This window comes from Psychrobacillus sp. NPDC093180 (assembly GCF_044754065.1).
GTDB lineage: Bacteria > Bacillota > Bacilli > Bacillales_A > Planococcaceae > Psychrobacillus.
In genome coordinates, this window is the sequence record NZ_JBIVOJ010000002.1 from 337,171 (window position 1) to 362,491 (window position 25,321).

The window sequence follows — 25,321 nt, forward strand, 5'->3', positions numbered from 1 at the left end:
TATGAACTTTATACATGAAACTGCTGAACTAGGCGAAAATACAACAGTTGGTCATTTCTCTGTAATAGAAGAAGGAGCAAAAATTGGTGCCAATGTTCGCATTGGTAATCGAGTAACGATCCATGCTAACTCTATTATTGGAGATGGCACGACAATTGATGATGGAGCGGTAGTTGGGAAACAACCTAAACCAGCAAAAACTAGTACGATGCAAATTACAAAAGAAATTCCACCACTTCAGCTTGGTAAAGAATGTACCATTGGCGCAAATACAATTGTGTACCGCGGAGCAGTTGTCGGCGAAAGTACATTAATTGCTGACTTAGCGACTGTACGTGAAGATGTAAAAGTTGGATCTTTCGTTATTATCGGTCGCAATGTTACAGTAGAAAACTTTGTAACTATTGGTGACCGTACGAAAATTCAATCGAATTCTTATATTACAGCACACTCTACTTTAGAAGATCATGTGTTCATCGCACCTTGTGTGACGACAACAAATGATAATTTCATGGGTAGAACTGAAGCTCGTTTTGATAAGATCAAAGGCGCAACTGTGAAAAGAGGAGCTCGTGTTGGTGGGGCATCTATCATCCTTCCAGGTATTACTATAGCAGAAGAAACCTTTGTAGCAGCTGGTGCGTTAGTAACTAAAGATACAGAAGAAAAAACATTGATTAAAGGGTTCCCTGCAAAATTTATGAAAAATGTACCTGAGGAGGAACTTCTCTAAGTGTTTTCTCAGCTAAAACGTTTAGGAGCGGATTCGCTCCTTTACGCATTTATGAATGTAGGTACGAAACTAATAGCTTTCATCCTCTTTCCATTGTATGCTCATTATTTAGTTGATACATCGCTAGTTGGTTTGCTTCAAATGGTCGATACAACTGTATCCATGCTGACCTTCCTAGTAATATTCGGAACTGATTCTGCACTAGCTTTTTATTATTTTGAGTATAAAGATAAAGAAACACGTGAAAAGTATGTGCGCTCGGTTATGACATTCCGTTTATCCATAGTTATCTTACTGTTTGTTGTGTTTTTAATCGGTGGGGATTGGCTGTCTGCTTTAATTTTAGAATCAGCGGGCTATTCTCAGCTATTTTATATTGCTTTAGGTACACTTGCCTTAGATACAATTGTTACACTAGTTTTAACTATTCTAAGATATGAGTTTCATACAAAAAGAGTGGTCTTTACAACTATCGGTAAAATGCTATTAATAGCAGTTGTTTCTGTCCTTTTCTTGATGTTTGTTTGGACTTCCTTAGAAGGTATACTTGTAGCTCGTTTAGTCAGTGTAGCTATTATTGTCTTCGTCCTTATAAAACCTGTTAGAGTATATTTGAAGCCATTGGTTGATAAGGTTATCTTAAAGAAAATCTTAGTATATGCAGCTCCGTTAGTGCCAGCATCTTTAGCCTTTTGGATTATTGCTAATGCTAATAACTTCTTTATACGAGCATATGGCACATTAGACGATGTAGGTATTTATGGTACAGCTATTAAGTTTGCAACCTTTATCACATTATTGACTAGTGGGATACAGCTAGCCTGGAGACCATTCTCTATGTCATTGAAGGATAAAAAAGATAGTCCTCAATTATTTGCAACCTTATATGCGGCATTTTTATTAATTGGTAGTTTTGGAGTTTTAGCTTTAGCAACGTGCATGCCGTGGATTATTTTAGTGATGCCAGCGAATTTTAGAATTGCCTTTCAATATGTAGCACCAATATCTATTGCTACTTTTTTAGGTTTTTACTATATGATTGTTTCGACAGGGATATTCTACTCTAAACAGACAAAACATATTTCTATAGCATTTGGAATTGCAGCAGTTGTATCGATCGTATTGAATTTTGTGTTTGTTCCACATCTTACTATTTGGGGAACTGTCATTTCTTATATTGCAGCATATTTATTAGCCTTATTTATGGTATTCCGTAAAAGTCAAAAGCTATATTTTGTACCCTTTTCTGGGTTTAAAATGGCTTGGACAATCGTGTGGCTATTAGCAGCAACCTTGTCAATCGTATATATTCAATTACATGATTTAACTAGCTGGCTAATCTTAGGAGTATGGATTGCATTCATCATCCTAGTGCTGATCGTTCGAATGGACAAATATTTTGTGAAAAGAAAATAATGGGGGATAAAGACATGGCGAACAAATGTAAACTTAACCTTAGGCATAAAGAATTTTATCCTATACAAGGCGCTGGGTATGAAGGTTTTTTTAGAGGTTATTTCTACTATGAAAATCAATATGTCACCCATGAAAATTTTGTTGATGTATTTAATGAAGCGTTACCTGAAGAAATTACACAGTGGAATGGTGAATTTGCGCTAATCCTACAAACTGAAGACGAGACTACTTTGGTTACAGATAAGAAAAGAACCATTCCTTTATTTTATTCAAAAAGTGAAACAAACGGTTGGATAGTGCAAGATTTTATAGAACCAAAAGCATCTATGTCCATTCGCAAAGACTCAGAGGAAGAACTTTTATTAGCTGGCTTTGTGAGCGGTGAAAAAACATTATTCGATGGATGGTATCAACTTGAGATTGCTACTATTGTTCATTTAAAAGAAAATGCCTCTAAGTATTGCTATTACTCGTACGTTACAGAAAAGGATCAGGATTCCTTAGATAATTTTGCTGAAGAGCTAGCTCATATTCTACACAATATTTTTGACGACTTAGTAGCAAGACTAGCCGGACGCAAAATTATTCTACCATTAAGCGGAGGATATGATTCTAGAATTATCGCTTTACTCTTAAAAGATAAAGGACTTTCCGATTCTATTATAACCTTTACATACGGTAGACCAGGCAATGGAGAAGCAACAGTTAGTAAACAAATTGCAGACCGTTTAGGCTTACAGTGGAAGTACTTTTCTTATGATAAAGCAATGTGGGAAGAGTTATATCGATCAAAGCTTTGGAAAGACTATGTAGTGTATGCTTGTAATGGAGCATCCGTAGCCCACTTGCAGGACTTCCCAAGTACAAAATTATTGGTGGAAGAAGAAGGCTTGGAAAACGCAGTATTTATACCAGGTCATTCTCTCGATTTCTTAGGGGGCAGTCATTTGCCTTATGAAGCAATTCTAGATAAAGAATTTACTTCACAGGAAGTAGTGGACTTCATTATTCCAAAGCATTTTCGATTATGGCAATTAGAAAACGGGCTAAGCCATACAACTAGCGATATCGGTAAATCGGTAACAAAAGATGTCTCGTCCTACAAAACACTAACGAATGAACGAGTAACTTCTATAATAGATGAATGGAACTGGAAAGAGAGACAAGCTAAATTCATCATTAACTCCGTTCGAGTGTATGAATATTTTGATCAAGATTGGACGTTACCTTTATGGGATGATCGGTTAATTTACTTCTTTAGTAAAATACCGGCTGATATGAAATATAAGAAGTATTTATATGATTATGCATTACATAAAATGTATCCCAATTTTTATCCGTTACCACCAAAACCAGGTGCTGAAAATTCATTGAAAAATAAATATGGTGTATTATACCCTCTTTTACGGAAAGTGTATCGTAAGCGAAAATTGTATAGACAATATTTCGAAGAACCAATGGAATGGTATGGAATTTATCCAACCTATAAACAATATAAACAATCTCTTTCTTTTAAAAGAAATGGTACAAAGTATACGCACCCGTATAATATAAATGCATTTATAGCCAAAGATATGATTCAAATGATGAAGGAGCTGGCGAAATGAAAGTCTTAACAATATTAGGAGCAAGACCTCAATTTATAAAAGCTGCGGCAGTTTCCCGTGTAATCCGCGAAGAAGTGACAGAGCTTATCGTACACACGGGGCAACACTATGATGCCAATATGTCGGATATCTTTTTTGAAGAGTTGAATATTCCAAAACCAGATTACCACCTAGGAATCGGCTCTGGAAATCACGGAAAACAAACCGGTGAGATGTTAGCTAAAATTGAAGACATTATTTTAACAGAAACACCGGATTATGTGCTAGTTTATGGTGATACTAATTCTACACTTGCAGGTGCACTTGCCGCGGCTAAACTACATGTCCCAATCGTTCATATCGAAGCAGGGCTTAGAAGCTTTAACAAGAAAATGCCTGAAGAAGTAAACCGTATTTTAACAGACCATGTGTCAACTTTACTTCTTTGTCCAACAGAAACAGCTATCCAAAACTTAACAAACGAGAATATCACGGATGGCGTTTATAATGTGGGAGACGTTATGTATGATGCAGTTTTATACAACAAAACACTTGCGGAATCTACTTCCACTATATTAGAACGTGAAAACTTAAAAGCAAAAGATTATTTATTAATCACGATTCATCGTGCTGAAAACACAGATGATGTAGATCGTATGAAATCTATTTTAGATGCATTTAGTCAAATTGCAGAAACAAAAGTATGGCCAATTCATCCACGTACGAAGAAAAAATTAGAGGACTACGGCTTTAAGCTAGATCAAATTCCTAATTTAAAAGTAATCGAACCAGTAGGATATTTAGATATGCTTTCACTGGAAACAAGTGCAAAGAAAATCGTAACAGATTCTGGCGGAGTGCAAAAAGAAGCATATTTTGCAGAAGTTCCTTGTGTCACTGTTCGTGACCAAACGGAATGGGTTGAAACCTTAATCGAGGATGCAAATATTTTAACAGGTACAGATACAAACAAAATCGTAGAAGCTGTACAAAAACAAGTTTCTCCTTCTTATACACCTGTATTCGGAGACGGAAAAACAGCAGAGAAAGTATTAGCTTTACTGAAGGAAAAATCCATTTAATTCGGTATGGGGCTTACTCCAACCGAATTAAATGGAAGCCTCTGGCGCATGTCATAGATTTTTTGAAGGAGTTTATCGAGCTCGCTCGATAAAAATCTAGGCGCAATTGATGAAAATAAAGTAGGTGTGAGCATTGTTAATTTTTAGCATATGGCTCTTTACTGTGGTGGCTTCCACATACCTTTTTAAGAAGGTTTCTGGAAGCCTTTCTCTTGTAAAGCCAAATATGATTACCATTATATATTATTATTCTTTCCTTATCTCCAGTTATATTGGCGGATTATTAATAGCTTTAGGAATAGATGATTACTATATGATCAAAAGAATGGACCATGAGGAATATCGAATCATTGGATTTGTTTTATTGACGATATTAATGATTTTGTTCCCACTTACGCAATTAGTTGTAGGAAGAATTTTAGGTTTTAATGCATCATTAGAATTTGATCGTTACCTACATGAACCCGTTCGTACAAGTGTAGATAAGAACCAACGTATATTTAGACTTGCATTTTCGGCACTTGCTGCCATTTCTGTTTTGGCAGTTGCCTTTACATTATTAAAAACGAATACGGTTCCGATTTTCGAACTGTTAAAAGGAAATGTGAAAGATCTTGCACAGATGAGAATCGATGCAGCCAGAGGATTTAGCGGAATTTCCGTCTATATTCGTAATATATTCGGAATTGCTCTAACTCCTGTACTATCCATTATTGCTTTTGTATATGCTACGCAGTCAAAAGCTTTATATTGGAAAGTTGTATTTTTCATGCTGTTTGTTTCTTCTGTGTTAATTTCTGTTTACGATTTAGCTAAATCGCCTATTTTCTTTTATATCATCATGCTGTTACTCGCAGCTGTATATACGGGACGTTTAAAGCTGAACTGGAGAAGAATCAGCGGATATATATTAGCAGGTAGTAGCCTATTAGTGGTTATGTATGTTGCTATTCAAGGCGTGACAGAAGTAAAAAGCTTCTTGTCCTATAATTCTGGTCCAATCGGTCGAATTATTCTTGCGCAAATTTCTCCATTCTTTTTACATTTGGATACTTTTTCTCATTCTATCGCTTTACTGGAAGTGAAAGGTCTGCCTTCATTTATCGCAAAAATCTTTGATGTAGAACAGGTTCGATCCGCGCGTATGGTAATGGAAAATGTCTTCCCGGAAAATATAGACAAAGGTACTGGCGGAGTGCTAAACACGATATTCTTAGGTGAAGCGTTTGCCTCTTTTGGTTACTTAGGCGTCATTATAGCAATAATTTACATTGCCATCGTCATCCAATTACTTTATATTGTATTTTTACGTTTACCGAAAACACCAGTTGTCCTTGCATTGTTTATTTATTTCACGATTAACATTCCAAGAACGCTTGTTGGAGGAGTTTCTGACTTCTTCTTTAATCCGATTTGGATCATGTTAACTGTTGTTTTAGGTGGATTGTTCGTCCTAGAAGGATATTTTCACATCATTTGGCGCTTCGTCATGAATATCAGGAAGAAAAGAGTGAAGGCATGAAAAATATCATTATTTACTATCCTTTTACGGTTGCAGCGAATCCGAAAAGTGGTTCCGCGATTCGTCCAGTGGAGATGATCAAAGCATTTGAAGCATACGCGAAAAAAAATGACCTTGAGCTCCTCCTTATATCTGGAACGAGTACGGAACGTCGCCAGCAGTGGAACAAATTAGTAGCAGAGAAAAAATACGAGCAGACATTATTCTGTTACTCAGAAAACCAAACAATTCCATTATGGCTAACGGATCCCGGACATATACCGAAAGACTGGAAAATCGATAAAGATGTTTTTCAAACTCTAAAGAAACATCATGTCCCGATTGGCGTCTTTTATCGTGATGTCTATTGGAAGTTCGATGAGTTGTATTCGTTAAAGGGCTTGAAAAAATTCATCATGCAAACTATTTATAAAAAGGAAGAAAAATTTTACGGCAAATATATGCATACTATCTTTTTACCGAGTGACGCAATGGGCAAATATGTGAATATAAACACAGCAAAAATGGCCTTACCTCCTGGAGGACGATTCACTGAGATAAAAACGAATAGTAATGCTATCGGAAAGCCGTTTAAAGGCATATACGTTGGTGGTATTAATAATGATGATTACGGGCTACCTACTTTAGTAGAATCGTTTGCTTTGTTAAATAAAGACGGTATAAAAGGTGAGTTAGTCATCGTTTGTCGAGAAGATGAATATACAGAGCTTAGTGATTCAGATAAAGAAAAACTAGCAAAACCGTATATCGATTTAAAGCATGTAAGTGGTGCAGAGCTTCAACAAGTTTATACAGAAGTAGATTTTGCGTTTATACCGCGAAAAAGATCGATTTATAACGATTTTGCGGTTCCTATCAAATTAGTAGAATACTTAACAGCAGGACTACCAATTATTGCGACAAATTGTTCTGCACAAGAAGATTTTATCCTGTCAGGTCCTTACGGAGTAATCACTGAGGACGATGCAGCAAGTCTTGTCCAAGGAATGCTGGATATTCAGCCACAATTTGAATCGTATAAGAGAAATATCGAGCAATCATTTTTACAGCAGCATGCATGGAACGAACGTGCCGAACAAGCTGCACAAGCGCTTTTAGGAGGTCAACAATGAAAATTGCATTATTAGCCCCAAGCAGGTCGATCCATACGCAAAAATGGGCATTGTTTTATCAATCACAAGGCATTGAAGTGAAAGTATATACATTCAAAGATCATTATTCAGAGGACAATGCTAAACTAGTTCCGACCGAGATCTTACCTAAATTACTTCCAAGCAAAGCTTCCTATTTAGCAGCGGCACCCGGTTTGAAAAAAATGCTAAAAGAATGGAATCCAGATGTTTTGCATGCACATTATGTATCCAGCTACGGGTTATTAGGTGCGATGGTTAACTATAAAAAGTTTTTCGTATCCGTCTGGGGCAAAGACATTTTCGTCGTTCCTAGAAAGAGCAAGCTCAATCAAAAGCTGATTGAGTTTACATTAGATAAAGCAACAGCTATTTTTTCAACAAGCCATGTAATGGCGAAAGAAACAAATCTATATACAAACAAAAAAGTAGAAGTAACACCATTTGGGGTAGATATTGAGCAATTTTATCCTGCGCCAGAAGGGCAAGAGACAGAAGATAAAATTATTATCGGAACTGTCAAAGCGTTAGAAGATAAATATGGAATTGCGGATTTAGTAAAAGGCTTTGCTTTATTCCATAAAGAGTTTCCAAACTCTGAACTTCTCATAACAGGTGATGGTCCACAAAGAGCCGAGTATGAACAACTAGCAAAAGATTTAGGGATAGCAGATGTTACGACATTTACTGGAAAAGTTCCAAATACAGAAGTACCTGCTATAATTCGTAAAATGTCCATTTTTGCTGTACCATCTACAGAGGACAGTGAAAGCTTCGGCGTTGCAGCGGTGGAAGGAATGGCTTGTGGTGTACCGGTTGTCGTATCGAACGTCGGCGGCTTACCAGAAGTAGTCGTCCAAGATGTCACTGGCATCGTGGTCGATAAAAACAGTCCAGACCAGTTAGCAACTGCATTCAAAAAGCTGGCAAGAAACAGTGATTTACGAGCTGTTATGGGAAAAGCCGGAGTAGCTCATGTGAAAGAGCATTATAGCTGGATAGATAATGCGCATTATATGCTTTCATTGTATGAAAAATACTGATCAGACCGTTGACAAACGCTTTCATTCTTCGTTACTTGCACATCGTTGTAAGCTCATGAACTTTAGTTCAATTCGCTTCCGCCTTGTCCTGCGTGCCTCGACTGAGAAGCGTTTTCAAGACAGTCTGATAATTCGAAAGGTGATGGAATATGATTAAAAAGGCAGTCATTCCTGCAGCAGGGTTTGGAACTCGTTTCTTACCTGCAACGAAAGCTTTACCAAAAGAAATGCTACCAATCGTAGACAAACCAAATTTACAATACATTATTGAAGAAGCGATTGCTTCGGGAATTGAAGATATTATTATCGTGACTGGACGCAACAAAAAATCGATGGAAGACCATTTTGACAAATCAATCGAATTAGAGCTTCTGTTGAAAAATACAGGAAAACATGAATTACTAGAGACAGTTGAGAATATTTCTAACTTAGTGGACATTCATTATATGCGTCAAAAAGAACCACTAGGACTAGGACATGCTATTTTATGCACGAAAAAATTCATCGGCAACGAACCATTTGCCGTTTTGCTACCAGATGATATTATCGATGCTGAAGTACCTGCTTTAAAGCAAATGATTGAAAAGTACGAAGAAGTAGAAAGCAGTATTTTAGGTGTCAATGAAGTTCCGGACGAAGACGTTCATAAATACGGAATCGTTGAATATAGTGAATCAGATAATAATTTGTTTACAGTGAAGCGCTTAGTGGAGAAGCCTTCAATTGAAAATGCACCATCCAACCAAGCGATTGTAGGACGTTATATTTTATCACCTGCCATTTTCGATGAACTAGAAAAAGTACAACCAGATGCAAAAGGTGAGATCCAGTTAACGGATGCAATTGATTCATTGTTAGCAAAAGAATCTATTTACTCTTACATATTCGAAGGAAAACGATATGACGTTGGAGATAAATTTGGATTTTTACAAGCAACTTTTGACTTCGCATTAAAACGGGACAATTTAAGAGAGCCGTTACTTGCGTACTTGAAGAATAAATTGAAAGATTAAAACGGTGAAAGCTATGCGTATCGTATATTTATGTCAACATTTCCCACCTGAAACAGGTGCTCCACAAATACGTGTATATGAGGTTAGTAAAGAACTGCTCGCTCAAGGGCATGATATTCAAGTAGTGACTGCTTTTCCTCATCATCCACATGGAATTATTCCGGATGAGTATAAAGGGAAAAAATATGAATTTGAAAAATGGGACGGGATTCCTGTCCACCGAACTTGGATTTACCCTTCGAAAAAGGGAACTTTCTATAAACGATTAGTGTCTTATTTTTCCTTTACTTTCAGTTCATTTTACGGGCTAATGAAAGCAGGAAAAGTAGATGTTATCATTGTAAATTCTCCGCCAATCTTTTTAGGGTTAACTGGCCTACTTAGTGCCAAACTAAAAGGAGCGAAATTTGTTTTCAATGTGGCGGATGTTTGGCCGGAGTCTGCTGTGAAGCTAGGACTTGTAAAAAATAAGTTTTTTATTAAGCTTGCGGAAATTTTAGAGTCGTTTTTATACAAGCATTCTTGGAAAATTGCTACTGCTACAGATGGTATTAGATCGTATATTATTAATCACTCGCAACCAGAGGAGAAAGTATTTGTTTTACCAAATGGCGTAAACACAAACTTTTTCCAACCGGCAGAAAAAAATTCGGAGTATGTAGAGAAATTCGACTTACAAGATAAATTTGTCTTTGCCTATGGTGGTAATCTTGGTTATGCACAAGGATTAGAGTTTATATTATATGCAGCTAAAAAAATGCAAGAAACTGTTCCACATGCCCATTTTTTAATCGCAGGAGCGGGTCCAGAAGAAGAAAAACTTCATCAGCTATCGAAAGAATTAGGACTGCAAAATCTTACTTTTTTAGGCCATTTACCTTTAAAAGAAATGCCGAAGCTATTTTCGGTAACAGATGTAAGTATCGTGCCATTGCGCGATATCGCATTGTTTGAAGGGGCACGCCCATCCAAAATTTTCCCTGCAGCATCTTCTGGTGTACCAGTGCTCTACTGCGGAAAAGGAGAAAGTGCGCGAATCGTGACCGATAACAACATTGGATTAGTCGCAAAACCTGAAAATGTCGATTCTATCGCAGAAACTATGTTCCATTTTGTCGAAATGGATGAAGAAAATCGGGAAAAAATGAAACAATGCGGAAGACAACTTGCGCTAAATGAGTATAGCTGGGCTTCTATTGTCAAAGATCTTTTGCAAAACCTTACGAAGAAGTAATGGTCTTTTCCATATACATCGAGTAAAAATTTATGTATAATTGGTGAGATTATATTTTAACAGTAAAGTAGGGAAGTATTATGACTACTTCACGTCAAAAAAAGCGAAAAACAAAGACGAGAAGAAAACTTTTATATACAATACTTATTATTTCGATGGTGCTTTTCTCTGGAGTTATTGTGTTTGCCACAAATCTATCGCTTCAGACAAAAAATGCAATAAATAAAATATACGAGCCATTGGAAAAGGATACAAATCCAACGGAAGAAGCAGAAAACAAGATCGAAAGTGCCAAAGCAGAAGACTCTGCATTTACCATATTATTAGCAGGTATCGAAAATGAAGAAAAAGCAAAATATGGTCGAGCAGATGTTTTAATCTTAGCAACAATTAATCCGAAGTCAGAAAAAATCTCCTTGGTCAGTATTCCACGAGATTCTAGAGTTTATGTGCCTGACTTAGGATACCAGACTAAAATTAATCACTCTTACGCTTTCGGAGGGATTAACTATACGATCAATACATTGGAAGAAATATTAGATATTCCAATTGATTATTACGTTTCTACAGACTTTCAAGGTTTTGAAGACATCGTAGATACAGTAGGCGGTGTCGATGTAGATGTTCCATTTACCTTCAGCGCTCAGCTTACAGGTAGTTTAAAATGGAAGAAGTATACAGAAGGTCCTATGTTCTTAAACGGGAACGAAGCACTTGCTTACGTCCGTATGCGTAAAAAAGATCCTCAAGGGGATGCTGGGCGCAATATCCGACAAAAACAAGTAATCCAAGAGATTATTAACAAAGCAACAAGCATAAGCAATATTGCTAACATCGATGATATGATCAAAGACGTCGGCAATAACGTCAAAACAAATATTCCATCTTCGGATTATTTTGGCTTGATCAAGACTTATCAAAACATCAAATCATCACCAATCGAGCAGCTACAACTAGAAGGTGTGGATACCATGATAAGAGGAACCTCTTATTTCCTGATAGACGAAGAGTCGCTGGAAGAAGTGAAAAAACAACTGCAGCTTAACCTAGATGATTTCGGTCAAAACGCACAAAGTGAAATTAAAACAAAAACTGTCTCTGATTTAACGATAGGAGAGTAAAACGAACAGCCTGTAATGGGCTGTTTTTTTGTGGAAAAATTTAATAGTCGATAGAGCTGAGAGATCTTGCTATTTAAAGACTATATCTTGCGATTCTAGCAGTAGATCTTGCGATTAGAGGATCCTATCTTGCGATTCTTAAAGGGGATCTTGCGATTCCAGTAGTGAATCTGGCGATTAGAGGGCCTTATTTTGCGATTCAAAGGGGATCTTGTGATTTAGAGTTCTTATCTTGCGATTCTAGCAGTGGATCTTGCGATTTAGAGTCCCTATCTTGCGATTCTCAAAGGGAATCTTGTGATTAGAGGCCATTATCTTGCGATTCAAAGTGGAACTTGCGATTTAGAGTCCCTATCTTGCGATTCTCAAAGGAGATCTTGCGATTAGAGGCCCTTATCTTGCTATACAAAGTGGAACTTGCGATTCACAGACTCCTATCTAGAGATTCACTCATATATCCCCTAAAAACTATTAGTTGGTAATATAAATAGAAGTTTGGTATGAGGTAGGAGGAATTCAACTCTGATTAACCCTTAATTGTGTTAATTTTTACAAGTGCGATTGGAAATTTATTTCAGCGTTTTCGACCCTTGTTACGTTAGAAATCCAGTCAGCAGAGATTATGACAGAATTCTATTAAATATATTACATTTCTATGACATTGGATTTAATTACATTAGTTGGATTGTTTTATGGGGATTGGTGCATTAAAATGGAGAAAACACAGGTTTCAAGGAGGAACAAATGAAAAAAGTAATCGCATCATCTGTCTTAGCAACTTCTGTTCTTTTGCCACTTAATCTTCTTGCGAGTGAATCACCAACTGCATATGCCGCTTCGAATTCATCTCTAGTTTTAGACGAAATTCAACAAATAGCAGGTACAACACAAAAAATAGGGAAATACGCTGCGAATATGCGAAGTGGTGCAACAACTTCCTATAGCAAAGTTGTTACAATCCCAGCAGGCACTTCTTTGGAAATACTAGATGCATTTACAAATGCGGAAAAAGAAGTCTGGTTTAATGTAGAATATAACGGTAAAAAAGGCTGGGTAACATCCGAGTTATTCGAAATAAATGTTACAGCTGGTGAAAGTGGTGTAGTTATTAATGGGCCAGTTAAACCAATCGCTCAAACTGCTGTAAAAGCAGCATCCACATCTAATGGTATTTCTTATGTGGGAACTACACAAAAAATAGGAAAAAATGCATCAAATATGAGAAGTGGTGCAACAACTTCTTATAAAGTTGTTGCTACAATTCCAGCAGGCACTTCATTGAAAGTACTAAGTGCATTTACAAATGCCCAAAACGAAGTATGGTTTAACGTTGAATATAACGGTAAAAAAGGTTGGGTAACATCGGATTTATTTGCATTAAACGCTACAGCTGGCGAAACAGCAACTTCTATGAAAGTTGTACAACAAACAACTGTTCATAAAGGGGCAACTAAAAGTTACGCAGTTGTTTCCACAGTAAAAGCTGGGACAACTCTTGTAATCCATCAAGAGTTTACAAACGCATCCAAAGAAAAATGGTTGCAGGTTACTTATGCAACTGGCAAAAAGGGCTGGGTACTTGCTTCTGCATTCGAAGATTCATCGATAGCAAACAAAGTAGTGAGTAAAACATCTACTGTTCATTCTGGTGCAACGAAAAGCTATAAAACGGTAGCAACAATTCAAGTTGGAACGAAACTATCTATCCATCAAGAGTTTACAAACGCTTCCAAAGAAAAATGGTACCAAGTGACCTATGCAGTAGGGAAAAAAGGTTGGATACCTGCAGATGCATTTGAAACTGTTTCTAATGTACCCGAGAATCCAACACCTGAAACACCTTCTACTGATGCAAATATTGTAGAAGAGAAAAATAGCTTAAGAGTTTCGGTTCCTGTAGCAAATATGCGTTCTGGCCCAGCAATTACATTTGATGTGGTGACACAAGCGAGACAAAATGATGTATTTGATTCAAGTCAATATGCAACGGACGCTAAATCGGAAAAATGGTATAAAGTGAACACGACAAGTGGGGAAGCTTGGTTGCATCAATCCGTTGTGTCCATTGGAGATTCTGTTGAAGATACACCGATCGTTACACCGGGTGCAGGTGAAAAAGGGACGATTAAGAGAGCAAATGCTTTATTATACGCAAACAGCAACTATAATTCTGCAGTTCTACAAGGTCTTGCTAAAAACACAAGCTTTACCGTATTAAACAAATTGAAGGCTACAGACGGTACTACTTGGATTCAAATTAATGCTGGTGGTAAAGAAGGCTGGATTCCAGACTTTGAAGTAAATGAAAATATTCCAACTAAATACGGGACGAAAACAGCTACTGTATTCAACGGTGCAAGTGCTACTGCGAAAAAAGTAGACACAATTTATGTAAGCACACCAGTAAGAGTGCTTCGTACATTGAATGGTTGGGTCAATATTGAAACACAAAGTGAAAAACGCGGATGGATTCAAGCTTCTATGCTTTCAGATGCTTCACCGATCCAATTATCGAATGGTCGAACAGAAGTAAGAAATGGTCAAAACTATATGGTATGGACCAAACCATCTAAATTCGATATTACTTATTCAACGCCTTCTGCGAATGTTTTACGTATATTTGGTAATCTATCAAATATAAACGAGATTAAATCCTCCGTTACTGGCGTGAAAAGTATGAAAGTAGAAAAAGTGTCTGGCGGTACTTCAGTTTTATTGATCACATTCGATCCTAATTACACGTATACAATTCGAGATTATGATAAAGAATTGACGATTAAAGTTGTACCTAAAGGATTAGCAGGTAAGAAAATTATCTTGGATGCTGGTCACGGTGCAAAAGATCCTGGAGCTATTGGACCAAATGGAAAGAGAGAAAAAGACGTTGTGCTTGCAACTGCTAAAGCTTTACAAGCAGAGCTAGAAGCTGCTGGAGCAGAAGTAGTATTAACAAGAAGCACGGATGTTTTCTTAGAGTTAAAACAACGTACTGATATTGCAAACAAATCAGATTACGATGCTTTTATCAGTATCCACGCAGATGCATTAAATGCCACTGCTAAAGGAACGACGACGTATTATAATGCGACGGTTAACTTTAACGGACCGCGCAGCTTAACGCTAGCTAAGAGCATTCAATCGGATTTAGTAAAAGCAATAGGTACGTACAATCGTGGAGTAAAAGAACAAGTATTTTATGTAAATCGTATGAACGAACTTCCTTCTGTTCTTGTGGAGCTTGCTTTTATATCAAACCCAACAGAAGAAGCGCAACTAGCTTCCGCTGCATTCCAGAAAAAAGCAGCAACAGGAATTCGAAAAGGATTAGAAAACTATTTCAAACAATAAGAGGGAGAAATGTATACGATGAAAAAGAAACTTTTAGCAACGGTTGGTGCAGTGCTAGGTTTAAGCTTACTGCTTACAATTACAGTGCCTAGTGCTACAAAAGCAAATTCCAACCTTTTACTTGCTTCTGTTGAATGGGTACAAGCCCAACTAAATCCTATTAATACAAAAGTAACTGCACTAGAGAAAAAAGTAGCTGAACAAGATGCGATTATTAAACAATTGCAAAAAGCAGTTGCAGAAGGTGGAACGGTTGTAACGCCACCACCAACGACGACTCCAGATCCTTCTACTGGTCTACCAGCAACGGTATATACGACTGGCAATAGTGTAAAGGTGCATAGTGGCGCAACTCGCGACTACAAAGTATTAGCAACTTTCGGAGCAAATAAAGGACTAAAAGTAATCGATCAACATAAAGCGGCTACTGGTGTTTGGTACCGTGTAGAAGTATCTGCTACCGTAAAAGGCTGGGTATTCTCTGGTGATGTTACAACAACAAAACCGAGCAATGTCGTGCCTTCTGAAGTAGTAGCTAAACAAGCAGTGAACGTTAGAAAAGGTGCTACAACGAACTACAAATCACTTGAATTAGTGGCGAAAGGAACTTCTTTAAAATATTTAGATTCCTTCAAAAATGCTAATGGTGAAATATGGTACAATGTGCAAACGGCTAAAGGAACTAAAGGTTGGGTGCTAAGTACGCTAACTGAGGTGAAATAATTGTTTAAACAAATAATATCCGGTCTATCAGTAGTGGCACTTAGTTTAGCAGTTTCCAATACTGCATTTGCCTACAAGCAAGAAAGCTATTCAAAGCAGGTTCGAGTAGAAGTGCACAACGCTTCCTCCACTTCGCTTAATCTAACAGGTATTTATAAGCTAGAAAACCTAACGACGAAAGAAATGTTTTTCGCATTACCGAACACACCGGTTACTTTTTCACAAGTGAACGGCGAAGTATCGATTTATCAATCTGGAGCTTCTATGTTCTCAGCGAACGGATTTGCTTTACATGCGTTAACTGGCAATGAAAAAATGGTTGTCTTCACATCAGATGTCGATGGGAAAAAAGGTGCAACTGCTGACTATGAAACAGTAAAATCCTATAAAGCTTTCCAAGGCGCAAACTTCGTAAATGAATTTACAAATGCAAATGGTGAAGTATGGTATTCGATTACAGATGAACAGGGTGCTTCTTCTTGGGTACCGGCTACTTATGCAAAGATAGCGGAAGTTTCATCACTTCCACTTGGAAAAACACCGACTGGCACTCAGTTTCGCGGTAGCTTTAACGTTGTAAAATCTGGTTCAACTGTACAAATAGTGAATCGACTAGATTTGGAAAACTATTTAAAAGGAGTTATTCCAAACGAATCGTATGCATCTTGGCACCAAGAAGCATTAAAAGCACAAACAGTTGCAGCAAGAAGCTATACATTAAGTAAAGCAGGCATTTTAAGTAGTACAACAAAAGACCAAATGTACAAAGGCTATACATCCGAACAAAAAAGCACCAATTCAGCTGTTGATGCAACAAAAGATTTAGTAGTGAAATCAAACGGCAAGCTCGTGCAAGCATATTACTACGCTGCGAGTGGTGGTAAAACTGCGAATATCGGCGAGGTTTGGGACACTGCCCAAGTACCACAATTCGTATCTGTAGACGATTCCATTGAAAAGTCACCATACGATAACTGGACAGTTTCTATACCGAAAGCAAATATCCTGAAGAAGTTCGGATTTAGCAGCACCGATGTTTTGTTAGATGTAAAGCTAACTAAAGGTGGCTCTAACGGAGAAGTAACAGCTGTAACAGCTATCACTAATTCAGCAGAAAAAACGATCACAGGCAACGAAACAGTTATGAGAAACGTATTTTTAGATGCAAACAATGCATCCTTAAAATCTAGCTGGTATGATATTAGTTTCACAAAACCTTCCGGCATAACGGAAGTTTCTGTGCAACAAACAAATGGAACAACGGATATCTCTTCCTTAACAGGTGCTTCTGTACAAACTGCAACTGGTGTGGAAACCATTCCAAATGGTAATGTTAACATTCAAACAAATGAAGGCATCGTATCAACAACTGGAACAACCGGCGGTATCGATACCGTTACCGTAAAAGGTAAAGGCTTCGGTCACCGCATCGGCATGAGCCAATGGGGAGCAAAAGCCCGCGCTGACGCAGGCTGGACATACGACCGCATTTTGAAACATTATTACCAGGGAACAACAATCGAGAAGTACTAAACATATATTGCTACTAACAAAAAAGTAGAGTGAGAATCTTGATGATTCTCTAACTCTACTTTTTTTAATATGTTTATGTGCTATGAACCCGGAGTTCCCGATAACTAGAGTGGGTTCTATAATAAGTAATCCTACTGATTTACATTTTAGTTGAGGAAGCGGTAAGAGTATTCCAGACAGTGGTCATAGAAAAATTAGGAGTAGTATCTCTAAATGGAGAAGCAAAGAGTGCCCGAAATTGTATCTTCGGGCACTATTCTCTAAATATGAATGTATTTCTTCTTCCTTTAAACTAAACTAGAAACAATCTGACTCCACTTGTTTCAAGCAGGCGACAGACAAATAACAGCAATAGGATTACCAAAAAAGAGGGACGGGAAGTGGCTTGCCACTTCCCGTCCCTCAAAAATTTATCTGGTAATAATATTGCCGATGTTCAGTCCAAAGCATGCTAGGAATGCAGAAGACAAATTGCACTTAAGATTTGCTTACTATTTACTAATCTAGTTAAGGCTTAATAAAATTCTCCGTATAATATGGAATAGAACCATACGTCCACTTAGCAAAGAAAACACCAACACCAACATGCGTATACGCAGTACTTACAATATTCTTACGATGTCCAAGGGAATTCATCAACGCCTCGTGAGCAAAATAAGCATTCGTATATCCGGTTGCTATATTTTCCCCAGCATTCCTAAAAGTCACACCACCATTTGCAAGTCGATCAAACGGCGATTGCCCCTGCAAATTCTCATGACTGAAATACTCATTGGTCCCCATATCTACACTATGCTTTCTAGCAACCGTAGCCACTTTCGAAGCATTCTGCAAAACAGGAACTCCTTGAACCTTTCTTTCTGCATTAATTAATTCAAATAATAACGATTCATAACTAGCTTCCAAGGAAGAGGACTTTTTCGGATATAAATTCGGATTTTTATTCATTAATTGATAATCTACTAAGAGAATGGCAGAAATCTTACTGTCATTATGTACATCGATAAAAAAGTTAGCTTCGTATTTTGGTAACTGGTACGTTATGATTTCGACGGGATATGTGTTGCCGGTCGTTTGATAATTCGTACCTAATTTATTTTCTAGTTCGCTAACTGTATTGGAGATTGCTACACCATTCACCTTGTACTGTTTATCTTTTGTATAAAGAGATGCAATTTTATTGTTTAATAAACTGATAGCATAAAAGTTTTGATAGTTTTGGTGATAAATAGAAGTGGAAGCTCCAAATTCATTGGTCACCTTTTTTTGTGCTGTTCCAAGCTTTGTTGAAACAGCTGTTGTCGAATCTCCAATCGTTAACGATGTAGAGGTATTCTTCACACAACTCAATTTTTGCTTGGAAGGAGTTTGATACAAAATCGATGCATCATCCTTGATAACTAAGCCACCACCTAGATGGTAATAGGTAGACTTATTTGCATAGACTCGATAATTTTCACCAGGATGTACCGTTCTTGAAAACTCGAAATTTCCGTTTACATTTTTGTAAATAGTCGTTGGTTTTTGAATGAGCACTCGCCCTATTTGACCTGACTTGAGCTCAACACCGTCCCAATACACAGGAGTGGTACAGGCTGCGGATGAAATCATAGGAGCAACACTTAAACTAAAAAGCAATAGGATTAATATGGATAACTTTTTCATTTCATCACCTCTTATGTAAAAGTATAATTCAATTCACATCAAATTCCAAAAATTCTTTTTCAATAACTTCAATTTTTGCTTGGCCGTTCGTCATTTCAATGATCCAGTTAGTAAATGTGATTTCCTCATTTGCTTCCGTGTAAACAAAAAATTCGACGGAATCTGCATAATTTATTTCTTTTAGCGGGTAGGAAGAATTTCTTACTTCATTTTCTACCTTACCTAGCCATGTATAATCTACCTGTACTTTCATCAAATGATGCAACTTTCGCTCTACTACTTTTGCTGCGGCAATCCCTTCTGTTGTCGCTTTTCCATATGCCCGAATAAGACCGCCACCACCAAGTTTGATGCCTCCAAAATAGCGTGTGACAACTACTACTGTATCTTTCAACCCTTGTTTTTTTAGCACTTCTAGCATAGGTACACCAGCAGTCCCACTTGGCTCACCATCATCGTTCGCTTTTTGGACATTATCATGTTCCCCAATTATGTATGCTGAACAGTTATGAGTGGCATCTCTATGCAGTTGTTTGATATTATTAATGAAATCCTGTGCATCTTGCTCGGTTTCGGCTCGTTCAACATATGTGAGAAAGCGTGACTTTTGAATGATGGTCTCGCTCTCCCCGTAACCTTTGACTGTATGGTAATCATTTCTCATAAAAATTTCCTCCCTGTATCATTTGAAATATACTTGTAAAGTAATTTTAATTTATTTTTAGTTATTAAGTGCTATAATAAAGTTTGTCAGCATTTATGAATGGAGACTCATTTACATGCTTAAAGGAGAAAAAAACAGATGACGAAAAAGAATTTGAATACTCAATCGTTAGATGTTATTTTCGATCGAATGGTCGAAGTGATGGATCATTCGAAAAGGGATATATTCATTATAAGCGAACAAAGTCGACAAAGCTTCGAAGAAATGAAAGTGGAGCTAGAAATAATTCGAAGCAACATCGAAGTCGTTATTTTAGAAGGAGATACGCTGGAAGCGAATTCTAGATTAGCGCGTAACCGATTAGCGGAAGTCTCAAAAAACTTTGACTCATACGATGAGCCACAGGTACGTAGTGCTTACGAAACTGCCAACGATATTCAAATAAAGCTCCTCATAAAGCGCAATGAAGAAAAGCAGTTAAGGCTACGAAGAGATGAATTAGAACGCAGATTACAAGGACTTTTAGAAATGATTGAGCGTGCCGATCAACTAGTCAACCAAGTAAATATAGTGATGAACTATTTAACATCTGACTTAAAGGACGTAGGAGAGGCTTTAGAAAACGCAAAGATTAAACAAGATTTTACTTTAAAAATTATCGAAGCTCAAGAGGAAGAGCGTAAACGACTTTCTCGCGAAATACATGATGGTCCTGCACAAATGCTTGCCAACGTATTACTTAGAACAGATTTAATCAATCTTACATACGAGCAGCGTGGTGGAGAAGAAGCGATGAAAGAAATTATCGAACTAAAGACAATGGTTCGAAATGCACTTTCAGAAGTTCGGCGAATCATTTACGATCTTCGCCCAATGGCACTCGATGATTTAGGACTAATTCCGACACTTCGAAAATACATATCTACAATTGAGGAATACAATCCAACGAAAAAGATTAATTTCCAAGCTTTCGGAGAAGAAAAACGTATGCAAACCAATTTCGAAGTAGCCATTTTCCGACTAGTTCAAGAATGTTTAACGAACAGTATTAAGCACGGAAAGTTCACGGAAGCATGGGTAAAAGTAGAATGGTTGCAACAAAAGATGAATATTATCGTCAAAGATAATGGGGTCGGCTTTGATCCACAAGTTGTAAAAGAAAAATCATTTGGTTTAATCGGAATGCAAGAGCGAGTGGACTTGCTAGAAGGAACGATGAAAATCATTTCTTCCCCAGGCAAAGGCGCCACTATTTTGTTCGGCATTCCCATAAAAGAAGAATAACTATTGGGTTTTTATTAGGAGGAAATATACATGACAAAAATTATAATTATAGATGATCACCAACTATTCCGTGAAGGAGTAAAACGCATTCTAGATTTCGAAGACACATTCGAAGTAGTAGCAGAAGGTGACGACGGCAATGACGTGCTTCGCCTTTACGAGCAACACATTCCAGATGTAGTACTTATGGATATTAATATGCCGACCAAAAATGGTGTAGAAGCAACAGCAGAGCTATTAGAAAAATTTCCTGATGCAAAAGTAATCATCCTATCCATTCACGATGACGAAACATACGTATCTCATGCCCTAAAAACTGGCGCACTTGGATACATGCTAAAAGAAATGGATGCAAACGCAATCGTCTCTGCTATTAAAGTAGTAGCAAAAGGCGGCTCATACCTACATCCAAAAGTAACACGCAACCTAGTATCAGAATTCCGTCGCCTAAGCGAACGTGAAAACAAAGGAAACTTCCATCAAACAGAAATTCGCCGCCCATTCCACTTACTAACAAAGCGCGAATGCGAAGTACTCCAACTACTGACAGATGGTCAAAGTAACCGCACCATCGGAGAAACCCTTTTCATCTCTGAAAAAACAGTAAAAAACCACGTTTCAAGCATTCTCCAAAAAATGAACGTAAACGACCGCACCCAAGCAGTAGTAACCGGCATCAAAAACGGTTGGGTGGAAGTACGATAAACAGATAAGAAATCCTCTTGCCCGCGGGCGAGGGGATTTTTGTTTGAGTGGAAAAGATGGATCTTGCGATTTGGAGAGTCAATCTTGCGATAAGCAGCCTCTATTTTGCGATTCTGGCATAGTATCTTGCGATTCGAAGGTGGTACCTTGCGATTCACAAAAAATGACAGGGTATCTTGCGATTTGAAAAGTCAATCTTGCGATTCTCAGGCCCTATTTTGCGATTCCAGCATAGTATCTTGCGATTCGGATGTGTTACCTTGCGATTCACAAAAAATGATAGGGGAACTTGCGATTTGGAGAGTCAATCTTGCGATAAGCAACCTCTATTTTGCGATTCCAGCATAGTATCTTGCGATTCGGATGTGTTACCTTGCGATTCACAAAAATTGTAAGTGAATCTTGTGATTTGAAGATTCAATCTTGCGATAAGCAACCTCTATTTTGCGATACTGGCATAGTATCTTGCGATTCGGAGGTGCTACCTTACGATTCACAAAAATTGACAGGGGATCTTGCGATTTGAAGAGCCTATCTTGCGATTCTCAGGCTCTATTTTGCGAATCTGGCATAGTATCTTGCGATTCGAAAGTGTTACCTTGCGATCCACAAAAAATCTCAGTGGATCTTGCAATATATTTTCAACACACTACCTTACATCCACCACCCAACCAACAAAAAAAGATCGATTTTCATCGATCCTTTTTCTGAGTATAAAACGTCTTAGGCCCAGCCCTATGAACCTGTAAATCCATATTATTCAACATACGAGAAGCTGCATAAACAGAATCTACCTTGCAAAAAACACGGAAATCTCTATTTCTCATTTCTTTACTCACCAACCAAAAGTACTCTTCAACAGCATGTTTATGAGCATCGCGAGACTTTTGCTTGCAACTAGGGCATGTCCATACTTTACCTGTTCGCTTCATACCTAACATGCCGCATTTTGGACACTCAACTCCTCGGATCAACTCATTTGGAGAAATTTGATAGCTTTCACAAAGGGGGCGATGGATAAAAGTTGATTGCTTTTTCCATAACGTTTGCTCAACAGAGTCTATCTGTTCATTGCTCAGGCTAAAAGAAGAGGGAGATTCATACATGTGTAGGATTTTCTCGATAATACTTTCTAATTTGAAAATGGGATAATGGGTTGGTTTCTGGCGGATTCTAAAGGACTTGGCGGTTAATACCACGGCACCTGTTACTTTCATTTGGGGAAAATTTAATAATTGGAAGAACTCTTTCATAAATCGAATATGTTTTAAAAGCTGGTAATAGGGATTGCGATAAACTACTTCCTGACCGGCTCTATCTACTTTATAAAATTCATCAGAGTTCTCATTAAAATACAAGTCATCACTAATATTTTTAGACTCTAACACGATGCAACAGCGGTCAGTAACTATTAAACAATCAATCTGAACTTTCCACTCACCAGATTGTAAACTCAAATCTGAGAAAATTCGATATGGTCCAGGCAAGCGTAATTCGTTTAATTTCTGTAATAGTCGATTTTCTCCGCGAATACCAGACTCTATTTGGTGAATATCTTTCCGAATATCCTCCTCTTTTACATGTGGGATACGCAATCTTTTCAATAAAGCATATTGTTTTATAACCAATTGTCTAGTTCACCTCCATCCCCAAAATCATACAACAAACTAACAGAACATTCCACCTAATCTAACATGAAACCAATTAATTGAGTTTTCGTCTTAAGTATGACAAAATATCCACTAGCAGGAGGGAATTGCACATATGAAAATCATCCATACACTAGCCATCGCAACTATTGCACTACTTCTAGCAGCATGCAGTAGTAATGAAGATACAAACACAAACACAGGGTCCGTAAACGACATCGCACCAACCAACACCCAAAAAACAACCGACCACGGTGCAAACGACAAGTCTGCCGAAGTCGGCTTCGAAATGGCTGGCGGCAACATCGAAGAAGCAACCAACGTACCAGCAAAAGAAAAAGAAGCCATACTGAAATCCTTCGATGAGTACATGGAAGCGTTCAACGAAGAAGATATCAACCGCTACATGAACACTATTTCCAAAAATCCAGAAGGCTTCAACTACGAAGATGAAAAAGTAGTAGTTGAGCAAACATTCAACGACTACGACACCATCCGAACGGCTGACAACACAACGATCATCAAATACGACAAAACACATGCACAAGTATTCGCGAACATCCACATCGCACTAGAACAACCAGATACCGGTGCAAAACTCGATCGTGACGGTCGCCAAGTAACAGTTTTCGTCAAAGAAGACGGCAAATGGCTTGTCACAAGCGTATACTTCATCGGAGACACAGCAGCTGAATAAACCACACCCCGGGCATATATGACAAATATCATGTCTGGGGCATTTTTTTGCTTCCATTTCCTACCGCAATTCAGTAAACTTATCAATAGGAGTGTGATTCACAAAATGAAGACAGCAATCGTAACAGACAGCACCGCCTATATCCCAAAAGAAATTCGCGAAAAACTCGACATTCGCATGGTGCCACTAAGCGTTGTCATCGGAAATGACACTTACAAAGAAGAAATCGACATTAACGCAACCGAATTTTACGACAAAGTTCGAAACGAGCGCACGCTACCGAAAACATCGCAGCCTGCCCTTGGAGATTTTGTCAGTACCTTCGAAAAACTATCCAAAAATTACGACGCAGTCATTTCCATCCACCTATCGAGCGGTATTAGCGGAACACTCGCAGGTGCCAAACAAGCCGGTGAAATAGTGGACAACCTTAACGTATATACATTCGACTCAGAAATTTCCTGCATGGTACAAGGCTTCTACGTGCTAAAAGCCGCACAAATGGCTAATGAAGGAGCACATCCAGAAGAAATCCTACAAGAACTAAACACAATGAAACAAACAATTCGTGCCTACTTCATGGTGGACAACCTCGACCATCTGCACCGCGGCGGTCGTCTAAACGGCATCGAACGTGTCATTGGTAACGTCCTGCAAGTGAAACCAATCCTTCACTTCGAAAACAAAATCATCGTCCCATTCGAAAAAGTACGCACGCGTAAAAAAGCGATGAAACGCATTGCAGACCTACTTCAAGAAGACGCAAACAAATACACAAAACTGCAAGCAACCATCATCCACGCAAACAATGAACAAGAAGCGATCGCATGGAAAACCGAGTTAGAAGCAAATCTACCAAACGTTGAGTTCACGATCAGCTATTTCGGCCCTGTAATCGGCACGCATCTTGGCGAAGGCTCGATGGGTCTAGGATGGGTAAAAACCAACTAAGGAGAATGCCCATGGACAAACAGCTACAACAATTTCTCACTGGCCGCATCTGGCTTCGCGAACACACCCCATTCCCGCGCGAAGCCATCGACGCCCACATCGAAAGCGGCCACATCCACCTCAAACCCGGCATAGAAAAAGACCAAAACCAAGCCCTTTTTGGTCAATTAAAGAAGTACGTCTGCAACCGATGCCACAACACAACCCAGCACTTATTTCACA

20 protein-coding genes are annotated in these 25,321 nt (G+C 38.1%); 17 read left to right on the forward strand and 3 right to left on the reverse strand.

What is annotated here, in order from left to right:
* The first annotated feature begins 1 nt into the window (after window position 1).
* From ACIP9W_RS04630 to ACIP9W_RS04690, 13 genes are all read left to right on the forward strand, one after another.
* Entirely contained in the window at window positions 2-733 is a 732-nt protein-coding gene (locus ACIP9W_RS04630) for an acyltransferase (protein WP_400786540.1), read from the forward strand.
* Window positions 734-2,149: a lipopolysaccharide biosynthesis protein gene (locus tag ACIP9W_RS04635; protein ID WP_400786542.1), complete on the forward strand. Its 1,416-nt coding sequence runs from the start codon at window positions 734-736 to the stop codon at window positions 2,147-2,149.
* Window positions 2,150-2,163: 14 nt separating this feature from the next.
* Window positions 2,164-3,756, forward strand: a complete 1,593-nt coding sequence (locus tag ACIP9W_RS04640) for a 7-cyano-7-deazaguanine synthase (RefSeq protein WP_400786545.1) — start codon at window positions 2,164-2,166, stop codon at window positions 3,754-3,756.
* On the forward strand, window positions 3,753-4,817 hold the full coding sequence (gene wecB / locus ACIP9W_RS04645) for a non-hydrolyzing UDP-N-acetylglucosamine 2-epimerase (RefSeq protein WP_400786547.1): 1,065 nt from the start codon (window positions 3,753-3,755) through the stop codon (window positions 4,815-4,817). The genes ACIP9W_RS04640 and wecB overlap by 4 nt, the downstream gene beginning before the upstream one ends.
* Before the next feature lie 226 nt (window positions 4,818-5,043).
* Entirely contained in the window at window positions 5,044-6,339 is a 1,296-nt protein-coding gene (locus ACIP9W_RS04650) for an oligosaccharide repeat unit polymerase (protein WP_400786549.1), read from the forward strand.
* Window positions 6,336-7,451: a glycosyltransferase gene (locus tag ACIP9W_RS04655; protein WP_400786551.1), complete on the forward strand. Its 1,116-nt coding sequence runs from the start codon at window positions 6,336-6,338 to the stop codon at window positions 7,449-7,451. Before ACIP9W_RS04650 ends, ACIP9W_RS04655 begins: the two co-directional genes overlap by 4 nt.
* Complete coding sequence (locus tag ACIP9W_RS04660; RefSeq protein WP_282246193.1) at window positions 7,448-8,512, forward strand: glycosyltransferase; 1,065 nt, start codon at window positions 7,448-7,450, stop codon at window positions 8,510-8,512. The genes ACIP9W_RS04655 and ACIP9W_RS04660 overlap by 4 nt, the downstream gene beginning before the upstream one ends.
* A 149-nt stretch (window positions 8,513-8,661) precedes the next feature.
* Window positions 8,662-9,525, forward strand: coding sequence for a UTP--glucose-1-phosphate uridylyltransferase GalU (gene galU / locus ACIP9W_RS04665; RefSeq protein ID WP_400786553.1), 864 nt, complete (start codon window positions 8,662-8,664; stop codon window positions 9,523-9,525).
* Between the two features lie 13 nt (window positions 9,526-9,538).
* Window positions 9,539-10,759 carry a glycosyltransferase family 4 protein gene (locus ACIP9W_RS04670; RefSeq protein WP_400786555.1) on the forward strand — a complete coding sequence of 407 codons (1,221 nt, stop codon included), beginning with the start codon at window positions 9,539-9,541 and terminating at the stop codon, window positions 10,757-10,759.
* Window positions 10,760-10,839: 80 nt separating this feature from the next.
* Window positions 10,840-11,880 (forward strand): LCP family protein, encoded by a 1,041-nt coding sequence (locus ACIP9W_RS04675; protein WP_400786558.1) that lies wholly within the window; start codon window positions 10,840-10,842, stop codon window positions 11,878-11,880.
* Window positions 11,881-12,624: 744 nt separating this feature from the next.
* Window positions 12,625-15,228, forward strand: coding sequence for an SH3 domain-containing protein (locus ACIP9W_RS04680; protein WP_400786560.1), 2,604 nt, complete (start codon window positions 12,625-12,627; stop codon window positions 15,226-15,228).
* Between the two features lie 18 nt (window positions 15,229-15,246).
* Entirely contained in the window at window positions 15,247-15,951 is a 705-nt protein-coding gene (locus tag ACIP9W_RS04685; RefSeq protein ID WP_400786562.1) for an SH3 domain-containing protein, read from the forward strand.
* Window positions 15,952-17,484 (forward strand): SpoIID/LytB domain-containing protein, encoded by a 1,533-nt coding sequence (locus tag ACIP9W_RS04690; protein WP_400786565.1) that lies wholly within the window; start codon window positions 15,952-15,954, stop codon window positions 17,482-17,484.
* A 507-nt stretch (window positions 17,485-17,991) separates the two neighbouring features.
* On the opposite strand, the gene ACIP9W_RS04695 is transcribed toward ACIP9W_RS04690, so the two are convergent.
* Together ACIP9W_RS04695 and ACIP9W_RS04700 are read right to left on the reverse strand one after the other, a co-directional pair.
* Window positions 17,992-19,149: a CAP domain-containing protein gene (locus ACIP9W_RS04695; protein WP_400786567.1), complete on the reverse strand. Its 1,158-nt coding sequence runs from the start codon at window positions 19,147-19,149 to the stop codon at window positions 17,992-17,994.
* 28 nt (window positions 19,150-19,177) lie between these two features.
* Window positions 19,178-19,813 carry a YigZ family protein gene (locus ACIP9W_RS04700; protein WP_400786569.1) on the reverse strand — a complete coding sequence of 212 codons (636 nt, stop codon included), beginning with the start codon at window positions 19,811-19,813 and terminating at the stop codon, window positions 19,178-19,180.
* 138 nt (window positions 19,814-19,951) lie between these two features.
* Between ACIP9W_RS04700 and ACIP9W_RS04705 the strand changes: the two genes are divergently transcribed.
* Together ACIP9W_RS04705 and ACIP9W_RS04710 are read left to right on the forward strand one after the other, a co-directional pair.
* Window positions 19,952-21,097 (forward strand): sensor histidine kinase, encoded by a 1,146-nt coding sequence (locus ACIP9W_RS04705; RefSeq protein ID WP_400786571.1) that lies wholly within the window; start codon window positions 19,952-19,954, stop codon window positions 21,095-21,097.
* Window positions 21,098-21,127: 30 nt separating this feature from the next.
* A complete protein-coding gene (locus ACIP9W_RS04710; protein ID WP_400786574.1) occupies window positions 21,128-21,802 on the forward strand; it encodes a response regulator in 675 nt (224 codons plus the stop codon).
* Between the two features lie 692 nt (window positions 21,803-22,494).
* Here the strand turns inward: ACIP9W_RS04710 and ACIP9W_RS04715 are convergent.
* Window positions 22,495-23,430 carry a nuclease-related domain-containing protein gene (locus tag ACIP9W_RS04715; RefSeq protein ID WP_400786576.1) on the reverse strand — a complete coding sequence of 312 codons (936 nt, stop codon included), beginning with the start codon at window positions 23,428-23,430 and terminating at the stop codon, window positions 22,495-22,497.
* A 136-nt stretch (window positions 23,431-23,566) separates the two neighbouring features.
* On the opposite strand from ACIP9W_RS04715, the gene ACIP9W_RS04720 reads away from it, so the two are divergent.
* Both ACIP9W_RS04720 and ACIP9W_RS04725 read left to right on the forward strand, forming a co-directional pair.
* Entirely contained in the window at window positions 23,567-24,148 is a 582-nt protein-coding gene (locus tag ACIP9W_RS04720) for a Cif family virulence factor (RefSeq protein ID WP_400786578.1), read from the forward strand.
* A gap of 105 nt (window positions 24,149-24,253) precedes the next feature.
* Window positions 24,254-25,099: a DegV family protein gene (locus ACIP9W_RS04725; RefSeq protein WP_400786580.1), complete on the forward strand. Its 846-nt coding sequence runs from the start codon at window positions 24,254-24,256 to the stop codon at window positions 25,097-25,099.
* Window positions 25,100-25,321 lie beyond the last annotated feature (222 nt).